12 protein-coding genes, 1 tRNA gene and 1 pseudogene are annotated in these 16,210 nt (G+C 30.1%); 12 read left to right on the forward strand and 2 right to left on the reverse strand.

Features of this window, described 5'->3' with window-relative positions; all coding sequences use genetic code 11:
- Nucleotides 1-57: 57 nt before the first annotated feature.
- Nucleotides 58-144, reverse strand: a tRNA-Leu gene (locus tag L8V88_RS04130).
- Between the two features lie 154 nt (nt 145-298).
- On the opposite strand from L8V88_RS04130, the gene flgL reads away from it, so the two are divergent.
- Together flgL and L8V88_RS04140 are read left to right on the forward strand one after the other, a co-directional pair.
- On the forward strand, nt 299-2,521 hold the full coding sequence (flgL, locus tag L8V88_RS04135; RefSeq protein WP_263726956.1) for a flagellar hook-associated protein FlgL: 2,223 nt from the start codon (nt 299-301) through the stop codon (nt 2,519-2,521).
- 953 nt (nt 2,522-3,474) lie between these two features.
- Nucleotides 3,475-5,403: pseudogene (locus L8V88_RS04140) on the forward strand (DNA translocase FtsK); the annotation flags it as partial.
- Here the strand turns inward: L8V88_RS04140 and mltG are convergent.
- Entirely contained in the window at nt 5,404-6,357 is a 954-nt protein-coding gene (gene mltG, locus L8V88_RS04145) for an endolytic transglycosylase MltG (protein WP_263726957.1), read from the reverse strand.
- On the opposite strand from mltG, the gene L8V88_RS04150 reads away from it, so the two are divergent.
- From L8V88_RS04150 to L8V88_RS04195, 10 genes are all read left to right on the forward strand, one after another.
- Nucleotides 6,344-8,845 carry an AsmA-like C-terminal domain-containing protein gene (locus tag L8V88_RS04150; protein WP_263726958.1) on the forward strand — a complete coding sequence of 834 codons (2,502 nt, stop codon included), beginning with the start codon at nt 6,344-6,346 and terminating at the stop codon, nt 8,843-8,845. The two genes, mltG and L8V88_RS04150, sit on opposite strands and share 14 nt — an antisense overlap.
- A gap of 18 nt (nt 8,846-8,863) precedes the next feature.
- Nucleotides 8,864-9,760, forward strand: coding sequence for a malate dehydrogenase (locus L8V88_RS04155; protein ID WP_263726960.1), 897 nt, complete (start codon nt 8,864-8,866; stop codon nt 9,758-9,760).
- A gap of 176 nt (nt 9,761-9,936) precedes the next feature.
- Nucleotides 9,937-10,245: a 4Fe-4S binding protein gene (locus tag L8V88_RS04160; protein WP_412175402.1), complete on the forward strand. Its 309-nt coding sequence runs from the start codon at nt 9,937-9,939 to the stop codon at nt 10,243-10,245.
- An 8-nt stretch (nt 10,246-10,253) separates the two neighbouring features.
- Nucleotides 10,254-11,378, forward strand: coding sequence for a 2-oxoglutarate synthase subunit alpha (locus L8V88_RS04165; protein WP_039626148.1), 1,125 nt, complete (start codon nt 10,254-10,256; stop codon nt 11,376-11,378).
- Between the two features lies 1 nt (nt 11,379).
- Entirely contained in the window at nt 11,380-12,225 is an 846-nt protein-coding gene (locus tag L8V88_RS04170; RefSeq protein WP_087700040.1) for a 2-oxoglutarate ferredoxin oxidoreductase subunit beta, read from the forward strand.
- Entirely contained in the window at nt 12,222-12,779 is a 558-nt protein-coding gene (locus L8V88_RS04175) for a 2-oxoglutarate:acceptor oxidoreductase, gamma subunit (RefSeq protein WP_039618370.1), read from the forward strand. The genes L8V88_RS04170 and L8V88_RS04175 overlap by 4 nt, the downstream gene beginning before the upstream one ends.
- An 83-nt stretch (nt 12,780-12,862) precedes the next feature.
- Nucleotides 12,863-14,572: an acetolactate synthase large subunit gene (locus L8V88_RS04180; protein ID WP_214127232.1), complete on the forward strand. Its 1,710-nt coding sequence runs from the start codon at nt 12,863-12,865 to the stop codon at nt 14,570-14,572.
- The gene (gene ilvN, locus L8V88_RS04185) at nt 14,569-15,036 is read left to right on the forward strand and encodes an acetolactate synthase small subunit (RefSeq protein ID WP_039628356.1); all 468 of its coding nucleotides are present in this window, start codon (nt 14,569-14,571) and stop codon (nt 15,034-15,036) included. The genes L8V88_RS04180 and ilvN overlap by 4 nt, the downstream gene beginning before the upstream one ends.
- Nucleotides 15,033-15,992 carry a UDP-3-O-(3-hydroxymyristoyl)glucosamine N-acyltransferase gene (gene lpxD / locus L8V88_RS04190; RefSeq protein ID WP_263726962.1) on the forward strand — a complete coding sequence of 320 codons (960 nt, stop codon included), beginning with the start codon at nt 15,033-15,035 and terminating at the stop codon, nt 15,990-15,992. Before ilvN ends, lpxD begins: the two co-directional genes overlap by 4 nt.
- Nucleotides 15,985-16,209 (forward strand): hypothetical protein, encoded by a 225-nt coding sequence (locus tag L8V88_RS04195; RefSeq protein ID WP_052243278.1) that lies wholly within the window; start codon nt 15,985-15,987, stop codon nt 16,207-16,209. Before lpxD ends, L8V88_RS04195 begins: the two co-directional genes overlap by 8 nt.
- Nucleotide 16,210 lies beyond the last annotated feature (1 nt).

The following is a 16,210-nucleotide window of genomic DNA, read 5'->3' on the forward strand; positions in this document are numbered from 1 at the left end:
CTTTTTTAATATTTTGAATATAATTTGCCAAAAAAACACTTGGGAGTAAAAAACAAATGGTGCCCGAGGTCGGACTCGAACCGACACAAGGTTGCCCTTACCAGATTTTGAGTCTGGCGCGTCTACCAGTTTCACCACTCGGGCTTTTTTAAGATTTTAGATTAAAAATATAGAATGTAAAATTATACTAAAAAAAAATTAAAACAATATAAAATATTTATATAACAAATGAAAATATCTTTAAAGTTTGGAACTTTTTTTGCTTGTAATATTTAAAATTTATTTGCGGAGCAAAACAATGAGAATTAGTAATCAGTATAACTACTATACTTCCATACAAAACTATACAGATGGGCAATCTTTGTTGAATAAATATAATTTGCAATTACAAACAGGTCAGCTTATTCAGCATTCTTGGGAAAATGCAAATGTTTATATTAATGGTTCAAGATTAGAATATGAGATGGCAAATATAGGTCAGATTATTCAAGGAACCCAAGCAGCACAAGAAATGGCAAAAAATACTGATACGGCTTTAAAAAATATCACCGAACTTTTGGAAAAATTTAAAACGCTTTTAACAAAAGCCGCAAGTGATGGTAATTCTCAAGAATCAAGAGAGGCTATAGCAAAAGAACTCAAACTTGTAAGAGATTCTATTATAAATATTGCAAATACTAGTATCAATGGACAGTATTTATTTGCAGGGTCAAATAGTGCTAATATGCCTTTTGATAAATATGGAAATTATACTGGTAATAAAGATAATATTTTTGTAGTAAGTGGCGCTGGTACTCAAATTCCTTATAATATACCTGGTTGGGATTTATTTTTTAAACCTGATTCGAATATCAATAAGATTATCTCAACAAATGTTTCTTTCACCGATGCTCGTTATCCGGATAAAAAAGAATTTTTAACAGGTGAGTCTAAATTTTCACATTTAATAGGTCAGAACTATGTGCAAAATGGAGGACTTAAGCCAGATGAGCATTTTGGTGATAGTTATGATGATAAACTTCCTTTTCCGCATTCATCTATGTATATTCAAGGTGTTAGACCTGATGGGACAAGTTTTAAAGCTACTTTAGATATAGATCCTGATGCAAAAATCGAAGATGTTTTGGAAAATATTGGAAAACTATATGGCAATACAGAAGGGAATGAGGTTGTTAAAGTTGCATTAAATGATAGTGGTCAAATAGAAATAAAGAGCTTAAAAGATGGAAGTAGTTCTTTAGATTTTCATGCTGTTGCTATGACACCACAGCTTCAAGATGCAGAGCAAATTAAAGATTTAAGTGAAGCTGCTAAAGCTGAGGGTATTACAATGGCTCAGGTTACAGAGCGTATTATGCAAGCAGCGCATGGTGGAGATTTAAATAATACTAAAAGTCCAGTAACAGTGGAAGTGGGAGGTAAGCAATTTACTGTTGATATCTATAAAACAGATTTTATAAAAAGCAATATCAATGGTAATAAAACTAATGGAGCTGATTTTGATGTACCTTTTGAAAAAGATGGCAATACTGTTTTTGGTAATGTTTCTCAAGTTATTAAAGGTACAAGTGAATATGCTACTGATAGCACAAAGTTAAGTGAAGTTGTTGCAAATGCTGATGGAAGTATGGATGGTCAACAACTTCAAATGGAAATCACTTCTAAAAGTGGTCAAAAATATAATGTAACTATTGATTTAGAAAATTCCACTGTAAGTTACCCTGATCCAAACGATCCTACTCAAACCATAAGTTTTCCTATTACTCATTCTCAGTATAATGAAGCAACGGGAACTTCAGTGGGTATGCAAACAAGACCTGAAGATATTACTTATGGTCAGTTAAATGATATTATAGGTATGTTTGCAAGCGATAAGGTTCCAACTGCTACAATTACTCCAAATACAAACGGAACAATCAATAATGGTGATTTTCAAACTATTCAACAAAATATAAGTGATTCTAAAGATTTTGTTAATGTAAGTATGGACTATAAAGGTCGTATAAGTATTACTGATAAGTTTTCAACTAATACTAATATAGGTCTTACCATTAAAGATTCAAATTCAAATAGTGGCTTTCCCCCTGCAGGCACTTCTGTAAATGGTTCGGGTTTTGTATTTAGCGCAAATAATTCTTTAACTATTGATGAGCCAAATATTGATTTAATTAAAGATTTAGATGAGATGATAGATGCTGTTTTAAAAGGTAATATGAGAGCTGATTCAGAAGGAAGTGACCCTAGAAATACAGGATTGCAAGGAGCTTTAGAAAAAATAGATCATTTACAAGATCATGTTAGAAAAATGCAAACAACCATAGGAGCTTATACTAATAATATAGAAGAAACAAATAAAAGAATGACTTTTTTAAATGTTAATATTGCTTCTATAAAAAGCGGAGTAACTGATGCTGATTATGGACAAACTTATATGCAATTTATGCAAACTATGGTATCTTATCAAGCTATGCTTTCAGCTACTTCTAAAATTTCTCAAATGAGTTTATTAAACTACTTATAATTTTTTGATATAATAGCTTTTTTCTTTATAAAGGATGTGTTATAAAAAAAGAAGCTATTTTTGTTATTTCTAATATTTTTATTTTTTATTTTTGTTTAAGTGCTTTGATACCTGATCAAGCTTTAGTAAGTATTATAGGATACTCTTTAGCAAAACTTAGCTATTTTTTATTTGGCTCATTGACTAAATTTTATCCTTTTGTCTTTTTTTGGTTTAATTATCTTTTATATAAAAATGATTATAACTTTGAACTTATTGAGCGTAGATTTAGCGTGGCTATTTTTGCTTGTATTTTTGCTTCGCTTGTTTTTGCTTCGGCGTTTTTGCAAGATAAAGGTTATATAGCTTCTGCTATGTTTGTGATTTTAGATGGACTTTTTGGAAAAATAGGAAGTTTAATCTTAGTGATTTTGCTTTTAGCTTTTGCTTTTAGTATTTCTTTTCCGCAAATTATCAAAGAAGTATTTAAAATAGAGCTTGATTTTGATTTTTATTTAAAACTTGAAACTTTAATTAAAAATAAAATTTTTGGATTTTTTGGTGGTGATAAATACGAAAACGAAACCAAAGAAGAGCAAGAAAAACTTAAGCAAGAGCTTTTAATCAAAGAAAAAAAAGAAGAACTCATTGAGAAAGAAGAGTTGCCAAAACAAGAGGTCCAAGAAAGTAAAAAATTCAATCTTGAAGATTTAAAAAACCAAGAATTAGAAGAAGTGGTAATTAGCGAAGAGGATAAAAAGTTAAGTTCAAGCTATATTCATGAGCTTTCAGAGCCTATTGCAAGTTTTGCTCAAAAAGCTAGTCAAATAAATATAAAGGAAGATGAAATGACCCCTGAAGAGTATTTATCAAAATACAAAAATAAAAGTGAAGATATTTATACTCAAACTTTAAAAAGTAAAAATTTAGATGAACCAAGCTATAAAAGACGCAATATGGACTTAAATGAAAGCAAAGAAGAAGTGATAGAAGAAAATTCTTTATTTGCCAAAGAGCTTAAAGAGCGTGAGCAAATGCTGCAAAAAGCTAAGTTGCTAGAAGAGTATAAAGCTTTACAAAAAGAAAAAATTTTAGAAGAGCTTAATGAGGATTTTAAAAAAATTGAAGAATTAAACGCCATAGAAGCGCAAAAAGAAGCTGAGTTTAAAAAAATTCAAAACAAAACTAGCTTTTTAGGGGTAAAAGATTTTAAAGATGAGGATTTTATCCCACAAAATGAAGTAAAAGAACTCGATTTTAGTGAAGATGATTTTAATAAGCCTGTTAGTATAGAAGAGCTAAGAAGTAAAAAAAACTATGAAAGTCCTTTTGTAGTAGAAGAAGCACAAAATGAAGTTAAAGAAGAAAAAGTTCCATTTGAGATTACTCAAGAGCCTATAGTGGAAGTAGTAGAAAACAAAACACACCATTCTATCGCTAATGAAGTGAGTGAAAATAAAGCTTTATTAAAAGATCTTGACTTTGGAAATTTTGAAAAACCAAAAGATTTTTCTTTACCACCTTTAGATTTTTTAACTATGCCAAAAGAAGGCAAAAGTGAAATCAATGAAGAAGAAATCGATAGAAAAATTTATGATTTGTTGGAAAAATTAAGACGTTTTAAAATAGGTGGTGATGTAGTTAGAACCTATACAGGTCCTGTTGTAACTACTTTTGAATTTCGTCCAGCAGCAGATGTTAAAGTAAGTAAAATTTTATCATTACAAGATGATTTAGCTATGGCTTTAAAAGCTCAAACTATAAGAATTCAAGCTCCAATCCCAGGTAAAGATGTAGTGGGAATTGAAGTTCCAAATGAAAAAATTGATACGATTTACTTAAGAGAAATTTTAGAAAGTGAGGTATTTAAAAATTCTAGCTCACCTTTAACTATAGCTTTGGGTAAAGATATAGTAGGTGATCCTTTCATCACAGATCTTAAAAAGCTTCCTCATCTTTTAATAGCAGGAACTACAGGAAGTGGTAAAAGTGTGGGAATTAACTCTATGCTTTTATCTTTGCTTTATAGAAATTCACCAAAAACTTTAAGACTTATGATGATAGATCCTAAAATGCTTGAATTTAGTATTTATAATGATATACCACATTTACTTACACCGGTAATTACTGATCCTAAAAAGGCGGTAAATGCTTTATCAAATATGGTAGCTGAAATGGAACGCAGGTATCGCTTGATGGCTGAAGCAAAAACTAAAAATATAGAAAATTACAATGAAAAAATCAAAGAACAAGGTGGTAAAATCTTACCATTTATCGTAGTGATTATTGATGAGTTGGCTGATTTAATGATGACTGCGGGTAAGGATGTGGAGTTTTATATAGGTCGCTTAGCACAAATGGCAAGAGCAAGTGGAATCCACTTAATCGTAGCTACACAGCGCCCTTCAGTAGATGTTGTTACTGGGGTTGTAAAAGCAAATTTACCAAGTAGAATTTCTTATAAAGTAGGGCAAAAGATAGACTCTAAGGTTATTTTAGATTCTATGGGTGCTGAAAGTTTGTTAGGGCGTGGGGATTGTTTATTTACCCCTCCTGGTATGAGTGGCTTAGTGCGTTTACATGCGCCTTTTGCAAGTGAAAATGAAATAGAAAATATAGTAGAGTTTTTAAAAGCTCAACAAGTAGTAGAATATGATGAGAGCTTTTTAAAAGATGATAGCCAAGATGGAGCTTATAAAAGAAGTGAATTTGATGATGGGGATTTAGATGAACTTTATGAAGAAGCAAAGGCTGTAATCTTAGAAGATAGAAAAACTAGTATTTCTTATTTGCAAAGACGCTTAAAAATAGGCTACAACCGCGCAGCAAATATCATAGAACAACTTTCACAAACAGGTGTTTTAAGCGAACCTGATGCAAAAGGGCAAAGAGAAATTTTATAATCAATTTCTTATTGCCTTATTATGATCTTTTAAAGTAGAGGTAAAAATATGCCTATTGGTTTTTTTATCTCTTACAAAGTATAAATATTCTGTTTTGGCAGGAAAAATAGCTGCCTTGATAGCTTCAAATGATACATTACACACAGCTTCTTTTGGTATGCCATTAAATTTATAAGTGTTATAAGAACTATTATCTGATCTTATTCTTTGTGGAGTGATTTTTTCATGAGAATATTTTCCATAATTTAATGTTCCATCCATTTGAAGCTTCATGCCTTTTCTTAAACGATTTCTAATTACAGATGAAACTATAGGCATTTCTTCATTACTCGCTGCTTCTTTTTGTATAATGGAAGCTATAATGATATACTCATGCCATTTTTTTTCATTATATTCTCTAAAGATTTTATAAGAAAGTTTTTTAAATTCACTTACAGAGTAAGCCAAAAGATATTTTACCAAAAGTTCTTCTGTAATACCTTTTGGAATTTTATAAGTTTCAGGAAAAAGCATACCTTCTTTAAAAGGACTTTGTTTGTAAAATTCCTGCATTAAGGTTTTGGCATTTAAATTTAACTTTGGTGCTAATTCTTCAAAGAAAATTTCAGTCGTTTCTCCAGGAATTAAAGTAATAGTTTCAAGTGCTGCCTTAGCGACGGTAAGTTTATATAAAAATTCAGCTCTATTTAGTTCTTTTGTACCTATATTTATCCAGCCAGATTGTGGATGACCTAAAAAATATAAAGTATATTTATCAATACTGCTCATTTTATAGTTATTTTTATCTAATTGCGTTATAATCTTGCTAACAGAACCTTGTGGTATAAAAACTACAGAGTTTGTTTTTATAGGTAAAAGTAGATAATAAAAAATGGATAAAAGAAAAATTAAAATCAAATCACAACATATTAAAAAAATTCTTAAATTTTTAGCATTACCTATGATATTTTTCATTGCTTTGTTTATTTACCTCAAAAATGGAATTTATATAGAAAAATTAGAATTTTCTTCTATTAATTTGGAGAAATTATATATTAAATTAGATAAAAAACTCATTTTAAATGCTAAAAAAGTCGTAGTAAATTCTCAAAGTCGAAATACTCAAAATGAAACTAGCGCAAGTAAAGCTGTACAGCTTATCAAAGATGTAAAATATATTTATTGGTTTTTTCAAGAAATCAATATAGATGAAATTTTTGTTAATAACTATCCTGTAGAGTTAATTTATAAAAATAATCTATTTTTTGTAAATAGTAAAAATCTTTTAGTAAAAGTAAATTTAAAAATTAATGATAAAAATATACAAGCTAATATTGATAATTTTCTTTTAAAAGATCATAACCTTAGTATAGTCGGCTCCTTGCTTATCAATCCTAAGACAAAATTTTATACTTTTAAAGGTAAAATCGATAGTGATTTTTTAAAAAGCGATGTTAAATTTTCACTCAAAAGAGAAGAGATTGCTTATGAATTAGAAAATATCAGCTCAAATAACATTTCGCAAATTTTTGATATTTTAGTAGAAAATGGAGTGCATTTGCCTTCTAATCTTGCTCTTTGGGTGGGTGGTAAGGTAAAGGCTGATTTTTATTTTATAGAAAAATTAACCGGTTTTGCAGACTTTGGAAAACATAGATATTATTTAAATGATATTAATGCCAAAGGCTATGTAAATAATTTAAAAGTAGTTTTAGATAAAGGCATAGATCCTATTGTAAGTCCTTTTGTAAGGCTTGAATTTGCCAAACAAAGACTTGATTTTATTTATGATGAATTACGTTTTAACAATTATGATTTAACTCAAAGTCAAATTTACATAGATAATATGCTAAATGAAAAAGCAGGAATTTATATACGTATTAAAAGTAATAATGCTAGAGCTGATTATAGGGTTAATAAAATTTTGCTTTTATATGATATAAAATTACCATTTTTACAAAATAATGGTATTGCAAAGACTGATTTAACATTGAAAATTCCTTTTGATCATCCTGAGAAAATTACTTATAATGGTAGTTTTAATATTATTAATTCAAATATAAATATAAGTGATTTTAAGATAGCTCAAGCAAATCTTACTTTAAAAAAAGATAAGCTAGATATACAAAATGCAAGCGTGCAAAGTAGTATGATTAACGGTGATTTTAATGCAAGTGTTGATTTAAAGCAAAAAAAAGGTGATTTTAAAACCTTTATAACAAACTTAGAATTACCACAAGAGAGCTTAAAAATGGAAAATAAATTTCTTGATTTAAGCCTTGATTTTGACAAAAATATTAGTTTATATAATAAAGAATTTACTACAACTTTAAATTTTGATCAAGGTATGTCTGTTTATGTTGAAAAACTTGCAAAATATAAAAATTATTCTAAACTAATGCAAAAAAATAAAGTGCATGATGGGGAATTATCTTTAAACACTTTAAATTTCCAAGATTTTAATGTAGATATTAATAATACTACTTTTGAATCATTTTTACTTTATAAAGATAACAACCCTTATGAATATGATAGTTTTAGTATAAAAATAAAAGGAGATGATTTTAATTTAACTAGTGCAAGTGGTAGTGTTTTTGCTCAAAAAGACAATGATGATGTAAATATCACTTTAAATAATATTAATTTATTAATTTCACAACAAGATACAGAAAATACTTTAGATACCCTTGAAAATTCAACTTACAATATTAGTGGGAAAAATATAGATTTGATTTTGAAAGATTTTAACAAAACCTTAGATTTTGATCAATTTGACGCTAAAATCAAAAAAGATTATTTAAAAGCTTGGGCAAATAGAAATGAATCTAAATTTGATTTTTTGCTTAAAGAAAATCAAATGCAAATTAGAGCTTTAAAAATGGATGATGATTTTCTAAACACCTTTATGCGTCAAAATGTTTTTGAAAAAGGTGAGTTTAATCTTTATGTTGATGGTAATAGCACTGATTTTTTTAAAGGTAAGTTTTTATTTAAAGATACCTATTTGAAAGATTTAAAATTTCATCAACAACTTTTAAGCTTTATTGATACCATACCTAGTTTAATTTTATTTAAAGCACCTACCTTTAACGAAAAAGGCTTTAGCGTTGAAAATGCTGGTATAAGTTTTAACCGTAAAAAAGATCTTTTTGAAATAGACGCACTTAATTTTAATGGTGATAGTGCAGATGTGCTAGGTCAAGTTAAAATCAACTTAAGAAATAATCAAGTGGACGGTTTGTTAGAGCTTAGAACGCTAAAATCAGCTAGTTCTGTTATTTCTAAAGTTCCTATTATCAATCAAATTATATTAGGTAAGGATAGGCAAATTAGCACACAAATTAAATTAAGTGGAACAGTGGAAAGCCCTGAGTTTAAAACTCAACTTATCGCACAAAGTTTGCAACTTCCTTATCATTTAATTAAAAATATTTTTGAATTGCCGGCTAATTTAGTGAAATAAATACAAAAAGGAGAAAAAATGAAAATCACTATTATAGGTGCAGGAAATGTTGGTGTAAGTACTGCTTATGCTTTGATTTTAAGAGAGTTAGTTGATGAACTTGTGTTAATTGATATTAATAAAGATTTGCTTTTTGCTAGAGAATTAGAATTAAGTCAGAGTATAGCTGCTTTTAATTTTGATATTAAAATAACTTGCACAGATGATTATGTGTACTCAAAAGATTCTCAAGTGGTTATTTTTAGTGCGGGAGTGGCTAGAAAAGAAGGTCAAAGTAGGGATGAGCTTTTTGCCATTAATGCTAAAATTATGCTTGAGTGTGCAAAAAATATTAAAAAATTTAACAACGATCCTTTGTTTATCATAGTAAGTAACCCTGTAGATTTTTTACTTAATGCTCTTTATGAAAGTAAATTATTTTCATCAAAAAAAATCATTGCTATGGCAGGTGTTTTAGACAATGCTAGATTTAAATATGAAGTTGGTAAAAAGCTAAATATAAAAACTTCATGTGTAGATACTAAGCTTATAGGTTTTCACAATGATAGCATGGTTTTAGTAAAATCTCAAAGTAAAGTTCAAAACAAAGCATTAAATGAGGTTTTAAATAAACAAGATCTAACGCAAATAGAACAAGAAGTTAAAACAGGTGGTGCTAAAATTATAAAACACTTAAAAACTTCAGCATATTTGGCTCCTGCAAGTGCTTGTGTGAGAATGATAGAGGCTTTAAAAAGTGGAGAATTTTTACCAATATGTGTAATTTTGCATGGAGAATATGGCATAAGAGAAAAAGCTTTTGGGGTTATGGCAAGAATTAGTCTTGATGGAGTGCTTGAAACTTTAGAGTTAAAATTAGATAACCAAGAACAAAATGCATTAGAAAATTCTTTTATTCAGTATAATTATAAATAATTTTTAGGAGTTTTTTACTCCTAATGTTACTTTGTGTTATAAATATCTATTTGTTTTACTTTATATCTTAAATAATATTAATTCATGCTATAAATTCGCTATAATAAAAAGTTTGTTTTAAAAATAATTTTTAATAAAAAATCATTAAAAATAATAAAATTTTGAAAGGAATATTAATGATAACCCCAGAAAATACACCAGTTTGGGTTGATGAAGCAAGATGTAAAGCTTGTAATATCTGTGTTAGTTATTGCCCAGCTGGAGTTTTAGCAATGAGAGATGAAATCAGTGCAGTTTTAGGACAGATGATAGAAGTGGTTCATCCTGATTCTTGCATAGGCTGTAGTGAATGTGAAAGTCACTGCCCTGATTTTGCGATTTTTGTTGCCAAAAGAGATGAGTTTAAATTTGCAAAGCTTACACCAGAAGCTAAAGAAAGAGCACAAGCTGTTAAAGAAAATAAATATAAAAAACTAAATGCATAGGAAAAATAATGAGAGAAGTGATATCAACAGGTAATGTTTTAGTAGCCAAAGCTGCGATTGATTGTGGCTGTAAATTTTTTGGTGGTTATCCAATTACTCCAAGTTCTGAAATAGCACATGAATTAAGCCATATGTTACCAAAAAATGATGGTACTTTTATACAAATGGAAGATGAAATTTCAGGTATTAGTGTGGCTTTGGGCGCTTCTATGAGTGGAGTAAAATCCATGACAGCAAGTAGTGGACCGGGAATTTCTTTAAAAGCTGAGCAAATTGGTTTGGGTTTTATAGCTGAAATTCCACTAGTAATTGTAAATGTTATGAGAGGTGGTCCATCAACTGGTCTTCCAACAAGGGTTGCACAAGGAGATTTATTTCAAGCAAAAGCTCCAACACATGGAGATTATGCAAGTATAGCTTTAGCTCCTGCTTCATTAGAAGAAGCTTATACTGAAACTATTAGAGCTTTTAATCTAGCTGAAAAATATATGACTCCGGTATTTTTGCTTTTAGATGAAACTATAGGACATATGAATGGTAAGGCAAAATTACCTGATTTAGAAGAATTAGAAATTATCAACCGTAAAAAATTTACGGGCGATAAAAAAGATTATAAACCTTATGCAGCAGGGGAAAATGAAGCTGCTACACTAAATCCTTTCTTTGAAGGTTATCGTTATCATATCACAGGACTTCATCATGGAGATATAGGTTTTCCAACTGAAGATGGAGCGATAGTAGATAAAAATATGAAAAGATTATTTGGTAAGATTAAAAATAATACCGATGAAATTTGCACTTATGAAGAGTTTATGTGTGATGATGCACAGTTTTTAATCATTGCTTATGGAAGCGTTGCAAGATCTGCTAAAGAAGCTATCTTAAGACTTAGAGAAGAGGGTTTAAAAGTAGGGCTTTTTAGACCTATTACCCTTTATCCAGTAGCTGAGAAAAAAATAGCTCAAGTAGTGTCTAAATTTGAAAAAGTTATGGTAAGTGAGCTTAATATGGGGCAATATTTAGAAGAAATTCAAAGAGTGAGTAAAAGAGATGATTTTATTAGCTTGCACCGTGCAAATGGTCGCCCTATAACCCCAAGTGAAATTATTGCTAAAGTAAAGGAGAATATGTAAAATGGCTTTTAATTACGATGAATATTTAAGAGTAGATAAGCTTCCAACACAATGGTGCTGGGGTTGTGGAGATGGCGTTGTTTTAAAAGCTATTATTAGGGCTATTCAAAAACTTGGCTGGAATATGGATGATGTTTGCTTAGTTTCTGGTATAGGTTGTAGTGGTAGAATGAGTTCTTATGTAAATTGTAATACAGTACATACTACCCATGGTAGAGCTATTGCTTATGCAACAGGGATTAAACTAGCAAATCCTAAAAAACATGTAATCGTAGTAAGTGGGGATGGCGATACTTTAGCAATTGGTGGAAATCATACTATTCATGGATGTAGAAGAAATATAGATTTAACTCATATTTTAATTAATAATTTTATTTATGGTCTTACAAATTCACAGACTTCACCAACTACCCCACAAGGCTTTTATACTGTTACTGCTCAAGCAGGTAATATAGACCCAAATTTTGATGCTTGTGAGCTTACTAAAGCTGCAGGAGCTTCTTTTGTAGCAAGAACAAATGTTATTGAGGCAAATAAACTTGAAAATATCATTTTTAAAGCTTTATCACATAAAGGTTATAGTTTTGTAGATGTATTTTCAAACTGCCATATTAATCTTGGTAGAAAAAATAAAATGGGTGAAGCTGTAAGCATGCTTGATTGGATTAAAAATCGTTGTGTTGAAAAGTCTAAATTTGAACAATTAGACTATGAACAAAGAGCAGATAAATTTCCTACAGGAATTTTACACCAAGATGAAAGCAAGGCAGAGTATTGTGAAGCTTATGAAGAAGTTAGAAGAGCTTTAAAAGAAAAAAGAATGGTTGATTTAGGAGCATTAAAATGAAATATCAATTAAGATTTTGCGGCGAAGGTGGACAAGGGGTTATCACTGCAGGTGAAATTTTAGCTAAAGCTGCCATTAAAGAAGGACGTAATGCTTTTAAAGCTTCTACTTATACTTCTCAAGTTAGAGGTGGGCCAACTAAGGTTGATATTATCATTGATGAAAATGAAATCTTTTTTCCTTATGCAGTAGAAGGTGAAGTTAGTTTTATGCTTTCAACTGCTGATAAGGGTTATCATAGTTTTAAAGATGGTGTTTGTGATGGCGGTGTTATAGTTGTAGAGCCAAATTTAGTTCATCCAAGTAAAGAAGATTATGCTAGATGGAAAATTTTTGAAATTCCTATTATTACTATAGCTAAAGAAGAAGTAGGTAATGTAGCTACTCAATCAGTTGTTGCTCTAGCTATAGCTGCTTATATGAGTAAATGTATTGATATTGATGCATTAAAACAAACTATGCTTGATATGGTACCTGCAAAAACTAAAGAAGCAAATGCAAAAGCTTTTGATTTAGGTATAGAATACGCTAAAAAAGCACAAGTAGTTTCTTGATTTTTCAAGAAACTCTCCTTATAAAATAATATTTATTAAATTATCGTTATAATATTTTCCATTTTAAGCAAAAGGGTAAAATAATGAAAGAGCTAAATGGCTCGCAAATGATTTGTGAAGCATTAAAAGAAGAAAATGTTAAAGTAGTTTTTGGTTATCCTGGTGGTGCGGCTTTAAATATATATGATGAAATTTATAAGCAAACTCATTTTAAACACATTCTAGTTAGACACGAGCAAGCAGCCTTACATAGTGCTGATGCTTATGCTAGAATGAGTGGTGAGGTTGGTGTGGCAGTAGTTACAAGTGGACCTGGTTTTACCAATACAGTTACAGGTTTAGCTACTGCTTATAGTGATTCTATACCTTTGGTTTTAATTTCAGCTCAAGTTGCAAATTCTTTAATAGGAACAGATGCTTTTCAAGAAATCGATGCTATAGGTATTTCAAGACCTTGTGTAAAGCATAATTATTTGGTAAAAAATATTGAAGAATTACCTAAAATTTTAAAAGAAGCTTTTTATATTGCTACAACAGGTAGAAAAGGGCCTGTGCATATTGATATACCTAAAGATGTTACTGCTGCTATAGGTAAATGGCATTATCCTAAAGAAATTTCTATGAAAACTTACAAGCCAACCTATAAAGGAAATATTAAGCAAATTAAAAAATTGGTAAGTTTGATTAAAAATGCTCAAAAACCTTTATTTTACCTAGGTGGAGGTTGTATAGCTTCTAATGCTAGTGATGAGTTGAGGGAATTAATTCATTTTTGTCAAATTCCTGCAGTTGAAACCTTGATGGCTCTAGGGACTCTAAGAAGCGATGATGAGCTTAATTTAAAAATGGCAGGCATGCATGGGAGTTATTGTGCAAATATCGCTTTAAGTGAGTGTGATTTGCTCATTGCTGTGGGTGCTAGGTTTGATGATAGGATTACTGGTAAAACAAGTGAGTTTGCCAAGGGTGCAAAAATCGTTCATATTGATATAGATCCAAGCTCTATTTCTAAAATCATCGAAGCGCATTTTCCTATAGTTGGGGATATTAAAAGTGTTATTTTAGATACCTTAGAAGAATTAAAAAAAGAAAGTTTTGATAATACAAAATACCAAGAATGGTTTAAAACTTTACAAAGATATCAACAGTTATATCCTTTAATCTATGAAGATAGTGATGAAGTTTTAAAACCTCAATGGGTTATAGAAGAATGTGCTAGATTAGCTCCTGATGCAAGGATAATTACTGATGTAGGGCAACATCAAATGTGGGTAGCGCAATTTTATCCTTTTAATTACGCAAGACAACTTGCAACAAGCGGTGGGCAAGGAACTATGGGGTATTCTTTACCGGCTGCGCTTGGAGCTAAATTAGCTGTGGGTGAAGAAGTGGTTGTAAATTTTGTAGGCGATGGTTCTTTTTTAATGAATATACAAGAGCTAATGACAGCAAGTGCTTATGGAATCAAAGTGATTAATATCATTTTAAATAATTCTTTTTTAGGCATGGTAAGACAATGGCAAAGTATGTTTTATAAAGAAAGATTTTCTAATACAGATTTAACAAACCAGCCTGATTTTGTCACTATTGCTAAAGGTTTTCATTGTGAGGGTTATAATGTCTTTAGTAAAGAAGAATTTCAAAAAGCTTTTAAAGTAGCCTTAGAATCTAAAAAAACTTGTGTTTTAAATGTAGCTATAGATCGTTATGAAGATGTATTGCCTATGGTACCTGCAGGTGGAGCAATTTATAATATGATTTTACCTAGTTATAAAAACAAGGATAAAAAATGAAAAGAAGAGTAATTTCTGTCATTGTATTAAATGAGCATGGGGTATTATCACGCGTTGTTGGACTTTTTTCAGGACGCGGTTATAATATAGAATCTCTTACAGTTGCACCACTTGATGATAAAGAATTCTCAAGGATAAATATCGTTACTTTAGGTGATGAAAAAGTTTTTGAGCAAATTATTAAACAACTTCATAAACTCATACCTACTTATAAGGTGATTGATTCTAGTGATTTTATAGAAAAAGAAACAGCCTTGGTAAAGATTGCTTTAAATGAAAATTTTGCAGGCTTAGATGCTATATTAAAAGCTTATAATGGCAGTGTGACTTATAGTGATGATGAGTTTATTATAGTAATGGCAAGTGATAATGCAAAAAATATCGATAACTTTTTAAAAACCATGAAAAAGTATAATCCTATTAGTGTTGTTAGAAGTGGTTCTATTTTAATGGAGGTAAAATGAAAATTAGTGAAATTGCTAAATTTTTAGGTATAGAATATTGTGGAGATGATATAGAAATTACAGCTTTGAATTCTTTGAATAATGCAAGTTTTACTGAACTTAGTTATTGTGATGGAGAAAAAAACTCTAAAAAAATTGCAAGTAGTGGAGCTGGGGCTATATTAGTCTCAAAAGAATTTGAAAATTTAGTTTCAAAAGATTGTGTTAAATTAGTTGTTGATAATCCACATTTGTCTTTTGCGCTTTTAAGTAAGCTTTTTGCAAAACCTTTAATCTCTAGTGAAAAGAAAAATTCTAAAATCGCTAAAAGCGCCAAGATTATGCCAAATGTTTATATAGGCGAAAATGTCCAAATAGCTGATCATGTGGTGATAATGGCAGGTGCTTATATAGGCGATAATGTAAGTATAGGTGAATATACTACAATCCATCCAAATGTTGTGATTTATAATGACACTAAAATAGGTAAAAAATGCCATTTGCTAGCAAATTGTGTTATAGGTAGCGATGGCTTTGGTTATGCACATACAAAAAATGGCGAGCATTATAAGATTTATCACAATGGGAATGTTATTTTAGAAGATTTTGTGGAAGTTGGAGCTTGCACGACTATTGATAGAGCAGTTTTTGAAAGCACTATCATAAAGCAAGGTACAAAGATTGATAATCTTGTTCAGGTAGGGCATAATTGTGAAATAAGGGAGAATTGTCTTATAGTAGCTCAAAGTGGAATTTCAGGCTCAAGTATTTTAGGTAAAAATGTTACTATGGGTGGGCAAAGTGCTACAAGTGGGCATTTAGAAATAGGGGATTTTGCTACCATAGCCGCAAGAGGCGGGGTCACTAAAAATTTAGAAGGTGCTAGGGTTTATGGTGGTTTTCCTATCATGCTTCAAAAAGATTGGCTAAAATTTCAAGCAAAAATTATCACAGCTTTTAGGGATAAACATGAGTAAAAAAATATTTAAAACTATAGAATTACATGGTAGTAAAAGTGGAGAAATAAGCCTTTGTAATCTTTCTAATCCTTATGGTATAGGAAGTAATGATGTCTTAAGTATAGGTGTGGCTTTAAAAAAGGAAAATGGAATAGATTGGAAAGTTCATATTCCATATGAAAATTTAAAAGATCTTATCCTAGCGCTTCAAGAAATTGAAAAAAGCAAAGCCTAGT

Source organism: Campylobacter sp. IFREMER_LSEM_CL2101, from assembly GCF_025771825.1.
Lineage (GTDB): Bacteria > Campylobacterota > Campylobacteria > Campylobacterales > Campylobacteraceae > Campylobacter_D > Campylobacter_D lari_C.

Excerpts from the sequence above, each read along its gene's own strand:
- flgL (WP_263726956.1), top strand. The coding sequence starts at position 299 with ATGAGAATTAGTAATCAGTATAACTACTATACTTCCATACAAAACTAT.
- L8V88_RS04150 (WP_263726958.1), top strand. The coding sequence starts at position 6,344 with ATGATATTTTTCATTGCTTTGTTTATTTACCTCAAAAATGGAATTTAT.
- mltG (WP_263726957.1), bottom strand. The coding sequence starts at position 6,357 with ATGAAAAATATCATAGGTAATGCTAAAAATTTAAGAATTTTTTTAATA.
- L8V88_RS04155 (WP_263726960.1), top strand. The coding sequence starts at position 8,864 with ATGAAAATCACTATTATAGGTGCAGGAAATGTTGGTGTAAGTACTGCT.
- L8V88_RS04160 (WP_412175402.1), top strand. The coding sequence starts at position 9,937 with ATGATAACCCCAGAAAATACACCAGTTTGGGTTGATGAAGCAAGATGT.
- L8V88_RS04165 (WP_039626148.1), top strand. The coding sequence starts at position 10,254 with ATGAGAGAAGTGATATCAACAGGTAATGTTTTAGTAGCCAAAGCTGCG.
- L8V88_RS04170 (WP_087700040.1), top strand. The coding sequence starts at position 11,380 with ATGGCTTTTAATTACGATGAATATTTAAGAGTAGATAAGCTTCCAACA.
- L8V88_RS04175 (WP_039618370.1), top strand. The coding sequence starts at position 12,222 with ATGAAATATCAATTAAGATTTTGCGGCGAAGGTGGACAAGGGGTTATC.
- L8V88_RS04180 (WP_214127232.1), top strand. The coding sequence starts at position 12,863 with ATGAAAGAGCTAAATGGCTCGCAAATGATTTGTGAAGCATTAAAAGAA.
- ilvN (WP_039628356.1), top strand. The coding sequence starts at position 14,569 with ATGAAAAGAAGAGTAATTTCTGTCATTGTATTAAATGAGCATGGGGTA.
- lpxD (WP_263726962.1), top strand. The coding sequence starts at position 15,033 with ATGAAAATTAGTGAAATTGCTAAATTTTTAGGTATAGAATATTGTGGA.
- L8V88_RS04195 (WP_052243278.1), top strand. The coding sequence starts at position 15,985 with ATGAGTAAAAAAATATTTAAAACTATAGAATTACATGGTAGTAAAAGT.